Origin of the sequence: Streptomyces sp. NPDC088766 (assembly GCF_044750845.1) — a bacterium.
Taxonomy (GTDB): Bacteria; Actinomycetota; Actinomycetes; order Streptomycetales; family Streptomycetaceae; genus Streptomyces.
Map to the genome: position 1 here is coordinate 13,207 of NZ_JBIVKQ010000013.1, position 16,968 is coordinate 30,174.

Here is a 16,968-nt window from a genome sequence, read left to right on the forward strand (position 1 = left end):
GGGTGCTCAGTGGCCGCCGACGTCAAATGGTGTGGCGTGCGTCACGCGGGCGTCCCCCTGTCCGGTGACCCGCTCAGCCGTTCTCCCCGTCCTCGTGATCCACCACCGTCTCCTTGACGTGCCGCAGCAACCCCTCCGTCTGGGAGGTGAGTTCGGCCTCGCCGGTCTGCGAGCCGTCGCCCCACTGGCCGTTGGCGAACACCACCGAACGGACCGTCATCACCCGCCGGAACACCCCGGCCGAACCCGGCGGCACCGTCGGCATGCCGGCCTCGGGCGGCGGGTCCAGCGAGACCACCTGGTAGGTGACCGGGTCCATCGAGGCCATCATGAACACCCTGGTGGCGTCCTCGACGCGGGCGAAGCTCAGCACGCTCACCGTGATCTGCGAGCGCCGGTCCGCGTCCGTGAAGAGCGCCGCCGTCAACCGGGAGCACGGCTCGCCCTGTTCGATCAGCTCGGCCAGCTCCGCCGACATGCCGCGGGCGCAGTCGGTGGTGGTGGCGAGATCGACCCGGGTGTAGCGCGAGCCGTCCCCGACGCGGACGTTCTTCGCCGGGAACGCCTGCTCCGGCCGGATGACCGGCCGGGCGAGCAGCGAGGGCAGGGTGCTCGGGGCGCCGGAGGGCAGGGACGCGTCGACGGACGGGACGACCGGGCCCGATCCGGTCGCGGTGGCCGCCGGGGGAGCGGCGGCCGGGCCGCCCCCGCCCTCCCCGCCGTCCCGGTCTGCCGCCATCACGGCACCGGCCGCGACGGCGGCGGCCAGGACGACACCGGTCCCGGCGGCCACGAGCCGCCGGTTGCGCCGGCGCCGGCGTATCCGGTCCTGCTCGATCCGGCCCTGTTCGATCCGGTTCTGCTCGATCCGGTCCTGCTCGGCCGCGAACCGGGCGTACGGGTCGGGCGGTCCGTACGGGAATCCTTGATCACCGAAGGTCATGGCGGCGGAGGGTAACAGCGCGGCCGCCCCGACTCCCGCCGCCCGACGAATCGTTCGCAGGCGGACTAACGGGACAGAGCCTCCCGTACGGCCTCGTCCGTGCGGGCCACCACCGCCGTGCCGTCCCCGGCGGTGATGATCGGGCGCTGGACGAGCCGGGGATGCCCGGCGAGCGCCGCGATCCAGCGCCCGCGCGCTGCGGCGTCCCGCGGCCACTCCCTCAGCCCCAGCTCCTCGGCCTCGGCCTCCTGGGTGCGGGTGATGTCCCACGGCTCCAGCCCGAGGCGGTCGAGTACGGCGCTGATCTCGTCCTCGCTCGGTACGTCCTCCAGGTAGCGGCGGACGGTGTAGTCGGCGCCCTCGGCGTCGAGGAGGGTGAGGGCGCTGCGGCACTTGGAACAGGCGGGGTTGATCCAGATCTCCATGCCGGTCACGGTAGCCGGAAACAGGGCCGAAAGCCCTTCTGGCCAGGGGCTTTTGTCAGTGGTGGGCAGTAGAATGGAAGCAGTGTTCGAGGGTTCCGCCGGAGGTGCCGGCCGGGGCCCTGACCGCGACAGGAGGATGCCTGTGCCCGCTGCCGCACTCAAGACGAAGCGACCTGTCCAACTCGACCTGCCCTACGTGCCCGTGGAGAAGCGGCCGCTGCCGCCCGGACGGCCCCGCGACTGGTACGTCACGCACAACCGGCGCCTCAAGGCCATGCGCCTCGCGATAGCCCTCCTGGACCTGGGCGTCTACCTGCCCAGCCAGGCCCGCAACGAGAAGATCCGCAGCACGGCCCGGCTCATCGGCGTGCACCCGCCGTCGGACACGACGTGCCACATGGTGCGGGCGCTGATGCGCTACAGCAGGTGAGGGCGGCGCCGGGTGCCGCCCCGCACGGCACCCGGCGCGCCACGACCCTCCCCTCCGGGGGTTCCGCCCCCGCTCCCGCCGGCCCGGACAGCGCCTCGTACCCCCACTGCCCGCCCCCGCCGGCGACGGCCCCCCGCGTCACCCGTTCGCCGGACCCGGCGTGCGGAGGCCCCCCGCCGGGCCTTCACTGCGATCAAGCCCATACACACGCAGTCGTAGGCACCCGTGCACAGCCGTACGCACGCGTGGGCGTGCACGCGAGCAGGGAGGCCAGTCGTGATGCAGAGGCGGCTCACATGACCACCCCCGCCGACCGCGCCCGCCGCGGCCGGGACGCCCGCAAACGCGCGTCACGCTCCGCGCACGCCTACTGGCTTCCGTCCGTCGACCGCCCCGACCCCGTCGCCGTACTGGAGCGTCAGGGCCGCGACCGGCTGACCGAACTGCTGCCGATCCGGTACGGGCGGATGGCCGCCTCGCCGTTCGCCTTCCTGCGCGGCTCGGCCGCCGTGATGGCCGCCGACCTGGCCGCCGGACAGCACACGGGGCTGACCGTGCAACTGTGCGGCGACGCGCATCTGCTCAACTTCGGCCTGTACGCCTCCCCGGAGCGCGCCCTCCTCTTCGACCTCAACGACTTCGACGAGACGTTCCCCGGCCCCTTCGAGTGGGACGTCAAACGCCTCGCCGCCTCCGTCGCCGTCGCCGCGCGCGAGAACGGCCACAGCGAGGCCAAGGCCCGCCGGGCCGCCCTGGAGACCGCCGCCGCCTACCGCACCGCCGTCCGACGGCTGTCCGGCCTCGGTGAACTCGCCGTCTGGTACGAGCGCATCGAGGCCGACCGCCTGCTGCCGCTGATCCGCTCCGCCCGCCGCCGCGGGCGCGCCGAGGCCAGCCTCACCCGCGCCCGCCGCCGCACCGGTCTGCAGGCCCTCGACCGGCTGACCGAGGTGGTCGACGGACGCCGCCGCATCGTGCACGACCCGCCGCTGCTCGAACCGGCCGGCGCCTCCGACTCCGCCGCCCTGCGAAAGATCTTCAGCGACTACCGCTCCACCCTCTCCGAGGAACGCCGCCTGCTTCTCGACCGTTTCCGCTACGTCGACGCCGCCCGCAAGGTGGTCGGCGTCGGCAGCGTCGGCACCCGCTGCTTCGTCGTCCTGCTCACCGGCCGCGACACCGACGACCCGCTGTTCCTCCAGATCAAGGAGGCCCGCCCGTCCGTGCTGGAGGAGCACCTGCCGAGCGGGGCGTACGTCCACCCCGGCCACCGGGTCGTCGCCGGTCAGCGGCTCCTGCAGGCGGCGAGCGACATCTTCCTGGGCTGGATGACCGGGCCGCAGGGGCGCGCCTTCTACTGGCGGCAGCTGCGCGACATGAAGGGCTCCGCCGACGTCGCCGGCATGACCCCGGCCGACCTGGCCGCGTACGCCCGGCTGTGCGGCACGGCCCTGGCCCGCGCGCACGCCCGCTCCGGCGACCGCATCGCCATCGCCGGGTACCTCGGGGGCGCCGACACCTTCGAACGCGCCGTGGCCGACTTCGCCCTCGCCTACGCCGACCAGACCGCCGCCGACCACGCGGCCCTGGGCGCGGCGATCGCGGCGGGAGTCCTGCCCGCCGCCCCCGGAGTGTGAACGGCCCCTCACGCGTACGCCTCCAACAGCCCCGCCACGTAAGCCTCCAGCCGCCCGCCGAGCACCTCCGCCGTCAGGTCGGTCCGGCCCAGCTCGCGCCACGGCCCCGCCAGTTTCGCCGCGTCGGGGCAGTGGGCCAGGGCGTCGAGCAGCCGCCAGTACAGGTGGTCGGCGCCGTCGGCGAGGCCGTGTCCGCCGTGCGCCTCGTAGCGCTCCCGGAAGCCCAGACCGTGGGCGGGACCGTGCAGCAGGGCCAGCGCCGTGGAGCAGTGCGCAAGGTCCAGGTCGGCGGGGCCCCACGAGGTCTCCACCCAGTCGACGACCCCGCTGACGCGCAGCCCGTCGCCCGCTCCGTCGAACAGCACGTTGCCGGGATGGAAGTCCCGGTGCAGGAAACGCCCCTCGTGGGCCGGTGGTTCGCGGCGGATCACGTCGACCGCCCGCTCCCACACCGCCCCGGCAGGCGCACGGACCCGCTCCGGGGACGTCCAGGCCTGGTAGGTCCGCGGGCGCTCGCCGGGGGTGACGGCGTGGACCCGGACGAGCTGGGCCGCGAGCAGGTCCAGCCGGCGCTCCAGGTCCTCCTCGTCGACCCGCACCCGGCCGGGCAGCGACGACATCAGCAGGCTGGGGTGGTCGCACAGTTCGCCCGCCGCGTCGACGGCGAGCAGTCGCGCCGCCGGGACGCCCTCCTGCCCCGCGAGCAGCGTCAGCACGTCCGCCTCGCGCGCCAGCAGCCCCGGCGCGTGACGGCGGAAGAAGGGTTTCACGAACGTCCGCAGCACCAGGCGCGTGCCGTCGTCCAGGGTGAGCCGGCGCATCTGCGAACTCCAACCGCCTTGCAGCCGACGGGAGTCGACGACCGTCCGGCCGCCCGGCAACTGCCCGGCCAGCCAGGCGCGGGTCGCCGTCCAGCCGTCCTCGCCGAGGCCGGTGAGGACGGCACTGACGAACTCCCGCCGGTCATCGGGGTGATCGCGCAGCCACGCACCCACCTGGTGGTCGGCGTCCGGCAGTTCGAACCGGGTGTACTGGGAACGGGCGGCCAGCGCGTCCTGCACCGCCTCCGTGACCTCCGCCGGGATCACCGCGTCGGTCCCCGGGACGGCGAGTACCGCCCGGCCCTCGTACGCCCGCAGGACGTCGAACGCCGGCGCCGCCCGCCAGCTCCCCGGCGTCCGGATGATCGCGCTGAACCGTCCTGCCCCGCTCCCGGCCGCGCCCGCTCGGGAGGGACCTCCCCCGTCCCCGAACGGCACGTCCCACGCCTCGGCCGCGTACACCGCGGGCGCGCACAGGCCGAGGGCCGCGACCCGGCCCCCGTAGTGGGCGGTGAGGTCGGCCACCGTCTGGCCGCTCATGCTGAACCCCACGAGCACCAGCGGTCCGCCCCGTGGCACGTACGCGTCGATCACCGCCACGGCCTGCTCGAAGCGGCGCCGCAGGCTCGACTCCCGCAGCGCGCCGGTGCTTTCGCCGTGGCCGGAGAAATCGAGGGCGAGGGCGTGGCAGCCCCGCGCCGTGAACTCGCCGAGCAGCGGCAGCAGTCGTTCCTTGCTGCTGCGGCCGGCCCCGTGCAGGACGACGGCGGTGGCCGCTGCCGGGCCCTTGCCGCCGTCGCCGTACACACCGCTGAGTCGTTCACCGTCGTGCTCGTGCCGGAAGGCCTGGTGAGGGAAGCCGGAGAACTCGCTCATCAACCCATTCACTCATGTTCACGCACGGGCGGTCACGCCGTCGGAGACGCAGTCTCCGCCCCGGGCGTCCGGGCCGCCCTGACCGCCTCCCGCAGATGCTCCTCCTCCGCCTTGCTCAGCGAGGTCTGCACCAACTGCCCGCCGAACGGGGCGATCTGCGGGATCACCTTGTCCCCGGCCGCGTGCTCGACCAGGACGAAGAGGGCCGCGGCACCGGGCCGCAGGTTCTGGCTGAGGTCCCTCATGAAGTCGTCGTCGATACCGGTGTCGGTCAAGGAGCCTCCGGCCGCTCCGGCCGCCGCGCCCACCGCCGCCCCGAGCAGCGGGGCCAGGAACAGCAGTCCGATCACCCCGCCCCACACGGCGCCGCCCGCCGCGCCCACCGCCGTGTGGTTCACCGCCTGGTGCAGTTTGATCCTGCCGTCGTCGCGCCGCTCGACGACCACCGCGTCCTCCAGCTCGACCAGATGCTGCTTGGACAGCTCGAACAGCTTGTCGCGCACCTGGTTCGCGGTGGCGAGGTCGTCGTAGGCGACGACGAAGAGATTGCTCATCAGGGCACCCCTTTTGGTCTTTTGTATGCCGTTTCGGCCGACTCTAGGTGCCGCGAAAAGGAGATGCACGTCGAGTCACCGCATCCCTACTCTGAGGAGACCCCCGCCCCTCACCCCCACCACCCGGCACACCCGTCCGTCCCTGCCCAGGAAGGAGGCACACCATGGGCACCGTCGTCCTCTCCGGCACCGTCGTCCTGGTGGTCCTGGGATTCGGCAACCACCTGTACTGGCTCGCCGCGATCGCCGTCCTCTACCTGTACGCGCGCCACGGCCGCGGCTCGTCGTCGTCCTGGTCGTCGGCGTCGTCCTCGTCGGCGGTGTCCGGTCCGGTCGCCGGCTCCGCGCAGGGCTCCGCCCCCGCGTCCGCGCCGACGTCGTACAAGGCCTACCGGGCACGCCGTGACCAGCAGGCCGAGTGGGAGCGCCGCTACGCCCGCGAGCGCGGCGGCAGGTAGGAAGCGCAGGGCCGCTTCCGCGCAGCGGCTTCCCCGCACCGGCCGGCGCCACCCCTCACAGGCCGGGCGCGCCCCACAGCGGGTACCAGCGGCCGAGGTCCTCCTCGGTCCGCAGGTCGCTCGCGAGGGCCGCCCTCACCTGGAGCTCCAGCGAGCTGTCGCGCCGCTGCCCCCCGCCGGGCAGCGGTGCGAACGGGTAGAAGGAGCCGCGCTTGTACAGGTACACCAGCGCCAGCCGCCGCCCGCCCCGGTCCTCGAACCCCGCGAGCGAGCACAGCAACTGCGGGCCGAAGCCGTTGGCCTCCATCGCGCTGTTCACCGCGTGCAGATCGTTGACCAGCTGCGGGAGTTCGCCGGGGGAGCGGAGGGAGACCAGCCAGGAGTAGCCGTAGTCGTCCCGCAGCAGCCGCACCGGGGGCCCGGTGCGCTCGGTGTCCGCGTCCAGCAGGGCCTGGACCTCGCGGTGCGTCTGCTCGAACGCCGACCCCTCGACCGTCGCGAAGCACACCGCGCCCTGCCCGGTCGGCGTGAACCCGGCCGCCGCCTCCAGCGTCACCGCAGCCGACGGCAGCGCGAACAACTGGTCGAGGTCGGGTGCGACCGGCTTCGACCGGCCGAGCAGGATGTCCAGCAGCCCCATTCAGTCCGCCTTCCCCGGGACGGCGGCCTCGCCCAGTTCGGCCGAGATCCGCCCCAGCTGCGCCAGCCGCTGCTCCAGGCTCGGGTGGGTGGAGAACAGCCGCGCGAGACCCGGGCCGGAGCCCAGCGCCGGGGTGAAGTAGAACGCGTTGAACGCCTGGACCGTCCGCAGGTCCTCCGAAGGGATCCGCACGATGTCCCCGGTGACCTTCGTCAGGGCGGAGGCCAGCGCCGAGGGCCGCCCGGTCAGCAGTGCCGCCGCCCGGTCCGCCGCCAGCTCCCGGTACCGGGACAGGGACCGGATCAACAGGAAGCTGATCGCGTACACGGCCGCCGAGACACCCATGACGGCGGCGAACACCGCCGCGGTGTTCTGGTCCCTGCGCGCACCGCCGAACACCTGGCTGTAGAAGGCGAACCGCACGACCAGCCCCGCGATCACACCGAGGAACGAGGCGACCGTGATCACGGCGACGTCCTTGTGCGCCACGTGCGACAACTCGTGCGCGAGCACGCCCTCCAGTTCCGCCGGCTCCAGCCGCCGCAGCAGCCCGGTGGTCACGCACACCACCGCGTGACCGGCATCGCGGCCGGTGGCGAACGCGTTCGGCATGTTGATCTCCGACACGGCGACCACCGGCCTCGGCATGTCCGCCAGCGCGCTCAACCGGTCGACCACGGCGTACAGCTCGGGATACTCCTCCCGCTCCACCACCCGCCCCCGCATCGCGAACAGTGCGATCCGGTCGGAGAACCAGTACTGCGCGCCGAGGAACCCCGCCGCGACCACGACCACCAGTACCCACGACTTCAGCAACACGACCAACGCGGCGACGAACGCCACGTACAGCAGCCCGAGCAGGAACAGCGTGACCGTCATCCGCACGGTCAGGCCCCGGTCGCTGCGAAAGCGACTCCTCATCCGTACCACCACCCACAGTCAGGCACTCGCCCCACTGCAAGTGTGCACCTTGACCGCCCACGACGCGGTCGTCGTCCGCTCCGGAAGCCGCAGAGGCGGCAGAGGCCACAGAGGCGGTAGAGGCCGGTGACCCCGGCCCGGTCCGGTGCGACCAAGCCCGGCGCTCGTCTGCCGGCAGGACGGTGCCGGCCCGGCCCCAGGGTCTTTCGCCCGGACCGGGCCGGACCCCGCGAGCCCGGCATGACCCGGACGAGAGGTCCTAGCATGGAGGCATGGGCGGCGACCTGCTCACGCTCTTCCTCTGCGGTGACGTCATGCTCGGCCGGGGCGTCGACCAGATCCTCCCGTACCCCGGCGGCCCGGCCCTGCGGGAGCGGCACATCAAGGACGCCCGCGCCTACGTGGAGCTGGCCGAGGCGGCCCACGGTCCGATACCGGTGCCGGCCGACTTCGCCGGGCCGTGGGGAGAGGCCCTGCCGCTGCTCGACGAGGCGGCCCCGGACGCCCGGGTGATCAACCTGGAGACGGCTGTCACGAGGCACGACGGGTTCGCGCCGGGCAAGGAGGTCCACTACCGGATGAACCCGGCCAACCTGCCCTGTCTCACCGCCGCCCGTCCCGATGTCTGCGTCCTGGGCAACAACCACGTCCTGGACTTCGGCCGCCCGGGCCTGGCGGAGACGCTCGACGCCCTGGCCGGGGCCGGGCTGCGCACCGCGGGGGCCGGACGGGACGCCGACGAGGCATGCCGGCCGGCGGTCGTCCCGCTCGGTACGGGCGCCCGGCTGCTGGTCTTCTCCGTCGCCCTGCCCTCCAGCGGCGTCCCCTCCGCCTGGGCGGCGACGGCGGACCGGAGCGGCGTCGCCTTCGCCGACGGGCCGACGGACGCCGTGGCCCACACGGTGGTCCAGCGGGTCAGGCAGGTGAAGCGGCCCGGGGATCTGGCGGTCGTGTCGGTGCACATGGGCTCCAACTGGGGTTATCTCGTCCCCCGTGAGCAGGCGGCCTTCGCCCGCGCGCTCGTCGACGGCGGGGCGGACGTCGTGCACGGCCACTCCTCGCACCACATCCGGCCGCTGGAGGTCCACCGGGGCAGACTGATCCTGCACGGCTGCGGCGACTTCATCGACGACTACGAGGGCATCACCGGCTACGAGGAGTACCGGGACGACCTGCGGCCCGCCCACCTGGCCACCCTGGAACCGGACACCGGCCGGCTCGTCGCCCTGCGGATCGTCCCCTTCCGGGCCCGGCGGATGCGCCTGTGGCACGCCCCGCCCACGGACACCCGCTGGATGTCCGCACTTCTCGCCCGGATCACCTCCGGTTTCCGTCCGCCGACCGGCCCCTGTGCCGACGGCGGCATCACGCTCAGGCCGGAGCCGGGTGGCTGACGGGGGAGTGGTGCATTCCGACGGGCGGCGGCGAAGGCGTCCGGCGACGCGGTGGGGGCACCCTCGGCCGAAGGCCGGGGGACATCGGCGACCTGCGACGACGCCGCCGGCGGTTCGTCCTCCCGGGGAGCGCGTGCCGGGCCCCGCGTCCGCGGAGTGATCCGAACGAAAGACCCTAGTGGGGCGCCTGGAACCGCGCGTACCCCAGCAGCAGGATCACCGCGGCGACGCACCCCAGGACGATCGCCGTCGACGTCCAGGACGACCGGCGGGGCGTTCGCGGGCCGGGGTCGGCCCGGAAGGGCTGGGGCTCGGGCGGGTTCTCCTTCCAGCGGGCGGCCAGCATCCGGGCGCGCGCCGACGGCTCCTTGTGTTCCGCGCTGTCGGCCCACTTGAGGTCGAACTCCCGCTCGGCGTCGTCCTGTCGGGACATCCCCGTCTCTCCCCGTCACCCTCGTCGAACAGCCGTGCCAGAAACCATACGACGGCGCCCCCGGCCCTGGGAAACCAGGAACGGGGGCGCGGCCCGCCAGGCCGACGGCCTGGCGGTTCGATCACACGTCGAAGTACAGCTCGAACTCGTGCGGGTGCGGACGCAGCTGGAGCGGCGCGATCTCGTGCGTGCGCTTGTAGTCGATCCACGTCTCGATCAGGTCGGGCGTGAAGACGTCACCGGCGAGCAGGAACTCGTGGTCGGACTCGAGACGGTCCAGGACGGCCGACAGCGAGGTCGGGACCTGCGCGACGTTCGCGTGCTCCTCGGGAGCCAGCTCGTAGAGGTCCTTGTCGATCGGCTCGGCCGGCTCGATCTTGTTCTTGACGCCGTCCAGACCCGCCATGAGGAGGGCGGAGAACGCCAGGTACGGGTTGCCGGAGGCGTCGGGCGCGCGGAACTCGACGCGCTTGGCCTTCGGGTTCGAGCCCGTGATCGGGATACGCATCGCGGCGGAGCGGTTGCGCTGCGAGTACACCAGGTTGACCGGGGCCTCGAAGCCGGGGACCAGGCGGTGGTAGGAGTTCACCGTCGGGTTGGTGAAGGCCAGCAGCGACGGGGCGTGCTTGAGGATGCCGCCGATGTAGTAGCGGGCCATGTCCGACAGGCCCGCATAACCGGCCTCGTCGTAGAACAGCGGGGAGCCGCCGCTCCACAGCGACTGGTGCACGTGCATGCCCGAGCCGTTGTCGCCGAAGATCGGCTTCGGCATGAAGGTCGCGGTCTTGCCGTTGCGCCAGGCGACGTTCTTCACGATGTACTTGAACAGCTGAAGGTCGTCGGCCGCGGCGAGCAGCGTGTTGAACTTGTAGTTGATCTCGGCCTGGCCGGCGGTGCCCACCTCGTGGTGCTGGCGCTCGACCTGGAGGCCGGACGCGGCCAGCTCCAGGGAGATCTCCGCACGCAGGTCGGCGAAGTGGTCGACCGGCGGGGTCGGGAAGTAGCCGCCCTTGTAGCGGACCTTGTAACCGCGGTTGTCCTCCAGCGCACCGGTGTTCCAGGCGCCCGCCTCGGAGTCGATGTGGTAGAAGGACTCGTTCTCCGACGTCTTGAAGCGCACGGAGTCGAAGACGTAGAACTCGGCCTCGGGGCCGAAGTAGGCGGTGTCGGCGATACCGGTCGACGCCAGGTACGCCTCGGCCTTCTTCGCGACGTTCCGCGGGTCACGGGAGTACTGCTCGCCCGTGATCGGGTCGTGGATGAAGAAGTTGATGTTCAGCGTCTTGTCGCGGCGGAAGGGGTCGACGCGCGCCGTCGACAGGTCGGCGCGCAGCGCCATGTCGGACTCGTGGATGGCCTGGAAGCCGCGGATCGACGAACCGTCGAACGCCAGCTCCTCGTCCGGGTCGAACGCCTCGACGGGCAGCGAGAAGTGCTGCATGACGCCCGGCAGGTCGCAGAACCGGACGTCGATGAACTTGACGTCCTTGTCCGCGATGAACTTCTTGACCTCGTCGGCGTTCTGGAACATCCAGCTCCTCCTACTCCCGGCCGTCGAGCCGGGGTGGTAGTTCGTTCGTGCGGCCAGTGCGGTGGCACACGCTGTCGTCGACCCTAAGGACGGGTGGTTTCTCGGGCGTGACCCGTTTGTTTCGCAGAAGTTAACGGACCCGGTTCCACCGTAACGCCGCCGCACCCCGGCGTCCCGCGCGCGAAAGGGGGCGCAGTACCGTGGACGGGTGGACAACAGGCAAGCAATCGGATCGTGGCTGTCCGGGCCCCGCGCGGCCATGGAGGACGCCGGTGCCGACTTCGGATACCGGGGCGAGCAGCTGGGCCTGCCGGAGGAGGGGCCGGGGTCGATCGCCCGCCCCGGCCGGCGGCTGGGCGCACTGGCCGTGGACTGGGGTCTGTGCGTCCTGATCGCATACAGCTTGATCACGCACGGCTACGGCCCCGCGACCAGCAACTGGGCCCTGCTGATCTTCCTCGTGATGAGCCTCCTCACGGTGGGCACGCTCGGCTTCACGCCCGGCAAGCGGTTGTTCCGCCTGCGCGTGGTGGCCCTCGGTACCGGCACCGTCAGCCCCCTGCGCGCGGCCGCCCGCACCGTCCTGCTCTGCCTCGCCGTCCCCGCCCTGGTCTGGGACCGCGACGGCCGCGGCCTCCACGACCGCGTGGCCCGCACGGTCGAGGTCCGCTTCTGAGAAGCGCGCCATGCGGCGGCACGAGCGCAAGCGCGACCGCATGCACGGCAACGCGGCGAAGCACGGCAACGCGGTGAAGCACGACGGCATGACGAAGCGCGACGGTACGACGAAGGGGGCGCCCGGATGATTCCGGGCGCCCCCTTCGTGTGAGACGGGGATCAGCGGGGCCGCTGTCCGCCCTTCGGCAGGCGCATGCCCTTGGGCATCGGGCCCTTCGGCAGCGGCATGTTGCTCATCAGGTCGCCCATGGCGCGCAGCCGGTCGTTGGTGGTGGTCACCTGGGGGCCGGTCAGCACCCGCGGCAGCTTCAGCATGGTGGTCCGCAGCTTCTTCAGCTCGACCTGGCCCTCGCCCGTGCCGACGAGGAGGTCGTGCACGGGGACGTCCGCGACGATGCGGTTCATCTTCCTCTTCTCGGCGGCCAGCAGGCTCTTCACCCGGTTCGGGTTGCCCTCGGCCACCAGCACGATGCCGGCCTTGCCGACCGCGCGGTGCACCACGTCCTGGCTGCGGTTCATCGCCACCGCGGGGGTCGTCGTCCAGCCTCGGCCGATGTTGTCGAGCACCGCCGCGGCAGCGCCCGGCTGGCCCTCCATCTGCCCGAAGGCCGCCCGCTCGGCCCGGCGCCCGAACACGATCGCCGTCGCGAGGAAAGCGAGCAGGAAGCCCAGGATGCCGAGATAGATGGGGTGACCGATCAGGAAACCGATCGCGAGGAAGACACCGAAGGTGACGATTCCGACAGCCGCGAGTACAAGACCGATCTTCTTGTCGGCCTTGCGGGTCATCTTGTAGGTCAGGGCGATCTGCTTCAGTCGCCCGGGGTTAGCGGCGTCCGCCGCCGTGTCCTTCCTCGCCATGCCACGCAGTCTACGTGGCCCCGGGACCGCCGACGACGGCAGTGCCCCGGAGATCTCCCGGAGGCGTCCCGGAGAGGGGGCCGGGGTGGTCAGAGGCGGACGGAGGTGACCTCTTCGAGGACGCGCTGCGCCTCGAAGCGGTCCTTGGCGCGCCGGCGGTCCTCCAGGACGGAGGTCCAGGCGTTGCGCCGGGCGGTGCGCTGGCCGCCGCTCATGAGCAGGGACTCGACGGCGCGCAGGGCGTCGGTGATGGACGGGATCGCGGTGGCGCGAACGGGCGCGGCCTGCATGGCGGGGGTCCCCCTCGGGAGCGGCTCGGCACGGATCTGCGGTGGTCTGCGTGATGTGACACCAGCGTCACTGTTTGGTGTTACCAGGGCATGACCGACCGGTCAAACACCCATGAAGCCTTGGTGCGGGGGGCCGAAATGCTGACGCGGCCCTGACGTACGCCCTCATCTGCGAGGACGGTCAGGACCGCGTCGTATCGGACTCTACTGGCAGGTAATCGCTTGTGCGCGAATTCACACAATGGCGCTCCCGGCCCGGCGCGAGGGACGCTTGACGGTGTGTCAGACGGCCTGGACGGCCACGAAGGAACCGCGCTTCTCGACGGCCATCTGGTACAGGCGTCCGGCGCGGTAGGAGGACCGTACCAGCGGTCCGGACATCACGCCCGAGAAGCCGATCTGCTCGGCCTCCTCCTTCAGCTCCACGAACTCGTGCGGCTTCACCCAGCGCTCCACCGGGTGGTGGCGCACGGAGGGGCGCAGGTACTGCGTGATGGTGACCAGCTCGCAGCCCGCCTCGTGCAGTTGCCGGAGTGCCTCGCTGACCTCTTCGCGGGTCTCGCCCATGCCGAGGATCAGGTTGGACTTGGTGACCAGCCCGAAGTCCCGGGCCTCGGTGATGACCTTCAGCGAGCGCTCGTACCGGAAGCCCGGACGGATCCGCTTGAAGATCCGCGGGACCGTCTCGACGTTGTGCGCGAAGACCTCGGGGCGGGCGGAGAAGACCTCCGCCAGCTGCTCGGGGACGGCGTTGAAGTCCGGCGCCAGCAGCTCGACCTTGGTCCGGCCGCCCTCGCGGCCGGCGGTCTGCGCGTGGATCTGGCGGACCGTCTCCGCGTACAGCCAGGCGCCGCCGTCCTCCAGGTCGTCGCGGGCCACGCCGGTGATGGTGGCGTAGTTCAGGTCCATGGTCACCACGGACTCGCCGACCCGGCGGGGCTCGTCACGGTCCAGCGCCTCGGGCTTGCCGGTGTCGATCTGGCAGAAGTCGCAGCGCCGCGTGCACTGGTCACCGCCGATGAGGAAGGTCGCCTCGCGGTCCTCCCAGCACTCGTAGATGTTCGGACAGCCGGCTTCCTGGCAGACCGTGTGCAGGCCCTCGCTCTTCACGAGGTTCTGCATCTTCGTGTACTCGGGGCCCATTTTCGCCCGGGTCTTGATCCACTCGGGCTTGCGCTCGATGGGGGTCTGGCTGTTGCGGACCTCCAGGCGCAGCATCTTGCGTCCGTCGGGTGCGACTGCGGACACGACCGGCTCCCTGTAGCTTCGATTCTTCGGCGTACACCAGGGTACGCCCGTGTTTGTTGAGCCCTACCGGTGAGGCCAACCCGGAGACCGCGGGGGCCATTCCCCCGGAGCCGGGCACCGTCCGGCTAGACGGACGCCTTCTCGATCTCCCGCGGCTTCAGCTCCGCGTTCTCCAGTACGTCCCGCAGGTGCCGTTCGGCGACCGGCAGCACCTCGTCGATCGTGACGTCCCGGCCCAGCTCCGCGGCCAGGGACGTGACGCCCGCGTCCCGGATCCCGCAGGGGATGATGCGGTCGAACCAGGCGTTGTCGGGGTTCACGTTCAGGGCGAAGCCGTGCATCGTCACGCCCTTGGCCACCCGGATGCCGATCGCCGCGAGCTTGCGGTCCTCGCGGCGCTGGCCGGCGTTGGAGGGCGCGTACTCCGGGCCGTTCATCCGCGGGTCGAACTCCTCGTCGTGCAGCCGGGGGTCGAAGTCGAGGGAGAGCCCGCCGAGCGAGGGCCGCTGCTCGACCGGGTCGCCCAGCACCCACACCCCGCTGCGGCCCTCGACCCGCGAGGTCGCGACGCCGAACTCCGCGCACACCCGGATCAGGGCCTCCTCCAGCCGCCGCACGTGCGCCACGACGTCCACCGGCCGCGGGAGCTTCTGGATCGGGTAGCCCACCAGCTGGCCGGGACCGTGCCAGGTGATCTTGCCGCCGCGGTCCACGTCCACCACCGGGGTGCCGTCCAGGGGGCGCTCGCTCTCGGCCGTGCGCCGGCCCGCCGTGTACACCGGCGGGTGTTCCAGCAGCAGCACGGTGTCGGGCACCTCGTCCGCGAACCGCGCCGCGTGCACCCGGCGCTGCTCGTCCCACGCCTTCCGGTACTCCACAAAGTCCGCTCCGAAGCCCATGCGAACGAACCGCAACTCACTCACGGCAAACGCCTCCCTAGGCGATACGGCGATACGGCGATACGGCGGCACGGTGATGCGGCGGGGCTCCGTGCCGGTCACCCGGACCTGCCGTCGGCACCCGGATGCGCGGCCGGCCGCCCGGACCTGTCTGTCAGGTCCGACCGCGCCCCAAGCCACTGTACGTCCGCCCGTCGCGCGTCAGCCCCGCGGGCAATCCTCACACGATCGGATGAATGAACGTCGATATGTGCGACTGCTTGCTCACGCTCCGCTACATTCGCGCCGTTCACGAGGCCATCAGGGCTGCTCACAGCAATCAGGGCACTTCATCCGGGCACGTCACAGGCCCGGAAGGCAGGAGACCGCACCGCAGATGACGGAACGACCCGCGCAGCGCATCCCCAACCGTCAGCTCGCCGCGCTCATCGCAGAAGCGGGATTCTCCAACGCGGGTCTGGCCCGACGCGTCGATCAGCTCGGCATCGAGCACGGCCTGGACCTCAGATACGACAAGACGTCCGTCACCCGGTGGCTGCGCGGCCAGCAGCCCCGTGGCACCACCCCCGCCCTCATCGCCGAGGTCTTCACCCGCCGTCTCGGCCGCCGGCTCACCGCCCAGGACCTCGGCCTGGACGCCTGCGCCCCCGTGTACGCGGGGCTGGAGTTCGCCGGCACCCCCGAGGAGGCCGTCGAGATCGTCAGCGGGCTCTGGCGCAAGGACTCCGGCAGCCACGCCGAGCTGCGCAGGATCGCCTTCACCGCGGCCGGGCTCGTCGTGCCCAGCCGGGACTGGCTGATCGGCCGGGCCGACGAGAAGGTGGCCCACGGCGATCCGGCCGCCCGCGTGCCCGCCCAGGGCCGCCCGGCCGCCCGGCCCGCCCCGTCCCGGAACGCCCTCGCGGCCGGCCCGCCCGGCCCGCCCGGCCCGCCCGGCCCGCCCGGCCCGCCCGTCCTGCCCGCCGTGCCCCGGCAGCGCGGCACGGCCGAGCGGGGCCCCGGCCAGCGGGTCACCGGCGGCGACATCGCCGCGCTCCGCTCGGTCGGCGAACTCTTCCGCACCCTCGACGACATGTACGGCGGCGGTCACGCCCGTCAGGCCCTGGTGCGCTACCTGGAGCACGAGTGCGAGCCGATGCTGCGCGGCACCTACGGCGAACAGACCGGCCGCCGGCTGTTCGGCGCCGCCGCCGACCTCACCCGCCTCGCGGGCTGGACCTCCTTCGACATCGCCGCGCACGGTCTGGCCCAGCGCTACTTCGTCCAGGCCCTGCGCCTCTCCCAGGCCGCCGCGGACCGGGCGTACGGCTCCTACGTCCTCGTCACCATGAGCCGTCAGGCTGTGTACCTCGGCCACGGACGGGAGGCCGTGCAGCTCGCGCGGGTGGCGCAGCAGGGCGTCGGCACCGGTGCGCCGCCCGCCGTGCAGGCGTTGCTGCACGCGGTCGAGGCGCGCGGGCACGCGGTGCTCGGGGAGGTGCGGGCCTGCACGGCGTCCCTGGTGCGGGCAGAGCGGGCGCTGGAGGCGGCCGGGCCGGGCGAGGAGGTGCCGTTCTGGGCGCGGTTCTTCGACGAGGGACAGCTGGCCGGCGAGTTCGGGCACTGCCACCGCGATCTCCAGCAGTTCCGCGCCGCCGCGCAGCACGCCGAACGCTCCCTGCGGCTGCGGTCCGCCGGGTACGCGCGCAGCCGCCTGTTCTGCCGGATCGTCCTCGCCACCGCCCGCCTCGGCCTCGGCGAACTCGACCAGGCCTGCCAGATCGCCGCGGAGGCGGCGGCACAGGCCGCGGAGATGCGGTCGGTACGGGCGGTGGAGTACGTCCGTGACTTCGAACGCCGTCTGGAGCCTTACCGCGACGCGGCCCCGGCCAGGGTGTACCGGGACCGGGTGGCTGCGCTGGGGTAGGGACACCGGCCGTCGCTCCCCGT

Annotated in this window: 18 protein-coding genes; 6 read left to right on the top strand and 12 right to left on the bottom strand. The window is 72.4% G+C overall.

What is annotated here, in order from left to right:
- Positions 1 to 73: 73 nt before the first annotated feature.
- Both ACIP5W_RS19265 and ACIP5W_RS19270 read right to left on the bottom strand, forming a co-directional pair.
- Entirely contained in the window at positions 74 to 943 is an 870-nt protein-coding gene (locus ACIP5W_RS19265; protein WP_401474520.1) for a hypothetical protein, read from the bottom strand.
- Between the two features lie 65 nt (positions 944 to 1,008).
- A complete protein-coding gene (locus ACIP5W_RS19270) occupies positions 1,009 to 1,368 on the bottom strand; it encodes an arsenate reductase family protein (protein WP_401474523.1) in 360 nt (119 codons plus the stop codon).
- Between the two features lie 142 nt (positions 1,369 to 1,510).
- Between ACIP5W_RS19270 and ACIP5W_RS19275 the strand changes: the two genes are divergently transcribed.
- A complete protein-coding gene (locus ACIP5W_RS19275; RefSeq protein WP_401474526.1) occupies positions 1,511 to 1,798 on the top strand; it encodes a hypothetical protein in 288 nt (95 codons plus the stop codon).
- A gap of 296 nt (positions 1,799 to 2,094) precedes the next feature.
- Positions 2,095 to 3,435 carry a DUF2252 domain-containing protein gene (locus tag ACIP5W_RS19280; protein WP_401474529.1) on the top strand — a complete coding sequence of 447 codons (1,341 nt, stop codon included), beginning with the start codon at positions 2,095 to 2,097 and terminating at the stop codon, positions 3,433 to 3,435.
- An 8-nt stretch (positions 3,436 to 3,443) separates the two neighbouring features.
- Here the strand turns inward: ACIP5W_RS19280 and ACIP5W_RS19285 are convergent, their stop codons facing one another.
- Complete coding sequence (locus ACIP5W_RS19285) at positions 3,444 to 5,132, bottom strand: alpha/beta fold hydrolase (protein WP_401474532.1); 1,689 nt, start codon at positions 5,130 to 5,132, stop codon at positions 3,444 to 3,446.
- Between the two features lie 32 nt (positions 5,133 to 5,164).
- On the bottom strand, positions 5,165 to 5,686 hold the full coding sequence (locus ACIP5W_RS19290; RefSeq protein ID WP_401474535.1) for a DUF1269 domain-containing protein: 522 nt from the start codon (positions 5,684 to 5,686) through the stop codon (positions 5,165 to 5,167).
- A gap of 164 nt (positions 5,687 to 5,850) precedes the next feature.
- Here ACIP5W_RS19290 and ACIP5W_RS19295 point away from each other — a divergent pair, with 164 nt between their 5' ends.
- Positions 5,851 to 6,144 carry a hypothetical protein gene (locus tag ACIP5W_RS19295; protein ID WP_401474538.1) on the top strand — a complete coding sequence of 98 codons (294 nt, stop codon included), beginning with the start codon at positions 5,851 to 5,853 and terminating at the stop codon, positions 6,142 to 6,144.
- A gap of 55 nt (positions 6,145 to 6,199) precedes the next feature.
- Here the strand turns inward: ACIP5W_RS19295 and ACIP5W_RS19300 are convergent, their stop codons facing one another.
- Together ACIP5W_RS19300 and htpX are read right to left on the bottom strand one after the other, a co-directional pair.
- Positions 6,200 to 6,784, bottom strand: coding sequence for a hypothetical protein (locus ACIP5W_RS19300; protein WP_401474541.1), 585 nt, complete (start codon positions 6,782 to 6,784; stop codon positions 6,200 to 6,202).
- A complete protein-coding gene (gene htpX, locus ACIP5W_RS19305; protein WP_401474544.1) occupies positions 6,785 to 7,705 on the bottom strand; it encodes a zinc metalloprotease HtpX in 921 nt (306 codons plus the stop codon). It lies immediately after the preceding gene.
- A gap of 272 nt (positions 7,706 to 7,977) precedes the next feature.
- Between htpX and ACIP5W_RS19310 the strand changes: the two genes are divergently transcribed.
- Positions 7,978 to 9,099 (top strand): CapA family protein, encoded by a 1,122-nt coding sequence (locus tag ACIP5W_RS19310; RefSeq protein ID WP_401474547.1) that lies wholly within the window; start codon positions 7,978 to 7,980, stop codon positions 9,097 to 9,099.
- Positions 9,100 to 9,274: 175 nt separating this feature from the next.
- On the opposite strand, the gene ACIP5W_RS19315 is transcribed toward ACIP5W_RS19310, so the two are convergent.
- Entirely contained in the window at positions 9,275 to 9,532 is a 258-nt protein-coding gene (locus ACIP5W_RS19315) for a hypothetical protein (RefSeq protein WP_401474550.1), read from the bottom strand.
- A 121-nt stretch (positions 9,533 to 9,653) separates the two neighbouring features.
- Positions 9,654 to 11,063, bottom strand: a complete 1,410-nt coding sequence (glnA, locus tag ACIP5W_RS19320; RefSeq protein ID WP_392246393.1) for a type I glutamate--ammonia ligase — start codon at positions 11,061 to 11,063, stop codon at positions 9,654 to 9,656.
- 208 nt (positions 11,064 to 11,271) lie between these two features.
- On the opposite strand from glnA, the gene ACIP5W_RS19325 reads away from it, so the two are divergent.
- Positions 11,272 to 11,739: an RDD family protein gene (locus tag ACIP5W_RS19325; RefSeq protein ID WP_363087127.1), complete on the top strand. Its 468-nt coding sequence runs from the start codon at positions 11,272 to 11,274 to the stop codon at positions 11,737 to 11,739.
- A gap of 161 nt (positions 11,740 to 11,900) precedes the next feature.
- On the opposite strand, the gene ACIP5W_RS19330 is transcribed toward ACIP5W_RS19325, so the two are convergent.
- From ACIP5W_RS19330 to lipB, 4 genes are all read right to left on the bottom strand, one after another.
- Positions 11,901 to 12,602: a DUF4191 domain-containing protein gene (locus ACIP5W_RS19330; RefSeq protein WP_382790202.1), complete on the bottom strand. Its 702-nt coding sequence runs from the start codon at positions 12,600 to 12,602 to the stop codon at positions 11,901 to 11,903.
- Between the two features lie 89 nt (positions 12,603 to 12,691).
- Positions 12,692 to 12,892 carry a hypothetical protein gene (locus tag ACIP5W_RS19335; protein ID WP_401474555.1) on the bottom strand — a complete coding sequence of 67 codons (201 nt, stop codon included), beginning with the start codon at positions 12,890 to 12,892 and terminating at the stop codon, positions 12,692 to 12,694.
- A 282-nt stretch (positions 12,893 to 13,174) separates the two neighbouring features.
- Positions 13,175 to 14,140 (bottom strand): lipoyl synthase, encoded by a 966-nt coding sequence (gene lipA / locus ACIP5W_RS19340; RefSeq protein WP_382790198.1) that lies wholly within the window; start codon positions 14,138 to 14,140, stop codon positions 13,175 to 13,177.
- A 125-nt stretch (positions 14,141 to 14,265) separates the two neighbouring features.
- A complete protein-coding gene (gene lipB / locus ACIP5W_RS19345) occupies positions 14,266 to 15,063 on the bottom strand; it encodes a lipoyl(octanoyl) transferase LipB (protein ID WP_401474558.1) in 798 nt (265 codons plus the stop codon).
- Positions 15,064 to 15,415: 352 nt separating this feature from the next.
- Between lipB and ACIP5W_RS19350 the strand changes: the two genes are divergently transcribed.
- On the top strand, positions 15,416 to 16,945 hold the full coding sequence (locus tag ACIP5W_RS19350; protein WP_401474561.1) for a regulator: 1,530 nt from the start codon (positions 15,416 to 15,418) through the stop codon (positions 16,943 to 16,945).
- Positions 16,946 to 16,968 lie beyond the last annotated feature (23 nt).

Excerpts from the sequence above, each read along its gene's own strand:
- ACIP5W_RS19315 (WP_401474550.1), bottom strand. The coding sequence starts at position 9,532 with ATGTCCCGACAGGACGACGCCGAGCGGGAGTTCGACCTCAAGTGGGCC.
- ACIP5W_RS19295 (WP_401474538.1), top strand. The coding sequence starts at position 5,851 with ATGGGCACCGTCGTCCTCTCCGGCACCGTCGTCCTGGTGGTCCTGGGA.
- ACIP5W_RS19280 (WP_401474529.1), top strand. The coding sequence starts at position 2,095 with ATGACCACCCCCGCCGACCGCGCCCGCCGCGGCCGGGACGCCCGCAAA.
- ACIP5W_RS19285 (WP_401474532.1), bottom strand. The coding sequence starts at position 5,132 with ATGAGCGAGTTCTCCGGCTTCCCTCACCAGGCCTTCCGGCACGAGCAC.
- glnA (WP_392246393.1), bottom strand. The coding sequence starts at position 11,063 with ATGTTCCAGAACGCCGACGAGGTCAAGAAGTTCATCGCGGACAAGGAC.
- ACIP5W_RS19335 (WP_401474555.1), bottom strand. The coding sequence starts at position 12,892 with ATGCAGGCCGCGCCCGTTCGCGCCACCGCGATCCCGTCCATCACCGAC.
- ACIP5W_RS19265 (WP_401474520.1), bottom strand. The coding sequence starts at position 943 with ATGACCTTCGGTGATCAAGGATTCCCGTACGGACCGCCCGACCCGTAC.
- ACIP5W_RS19300 (WP_401474541.1), bottom strand. The coding sequence starts at position 6,784 with ATGGGGCTGCTGGACATCCTGCTCGGCCGGTCGAAGCCGGTCGCACCC.
- ACIP5W_RS19270 (WP_401474523.1), bottom strand. The coding sequence starts at position 1,368 with ATGGAGATCTGGATCAACCCCGCCTGTTCCAAGTGCCGCAGCGCCCTC.
- ACIP5W_RS19310 (WP_401474547.1), top strand. The coding sequence starts at position 7,978 with ATGGGCGGCGACCTGCTCACGCTCTTCCTCTGCGGTGACGTCATGCTC.
- ACIP5W_RS19290 (WP_401474535.1), bottom strand. The coding sequence starts at position 5,686 with ATGAGCAATCTCTTCGTCGTCGCCTACGACGACCTCGCCACCGCGAAC.
- htpX (WP_401474544.1), bottom strand. The coding sequence starts at position 7,705 with ATGAGGAGTCGCTTTCGCAGCGACCGGGGCCTGACCGTGCGGATGACG.
- ACIP5W_RS19330 (WP_382790202.1), bottom strand. The coding sequence starts at position 12,602 with ATGGCGAGGAAGGACACGGCGGCGGACGCCGCTAACCCCGGGCGACTG.
- ACIP5W_RS19350 (WP_401474561.1), top strand. The coding sequence starts at position 15,416 with ATGACGGAACGACCCGCGCAGCGCATCCCCAACCGTCAGCTCGCCGCG.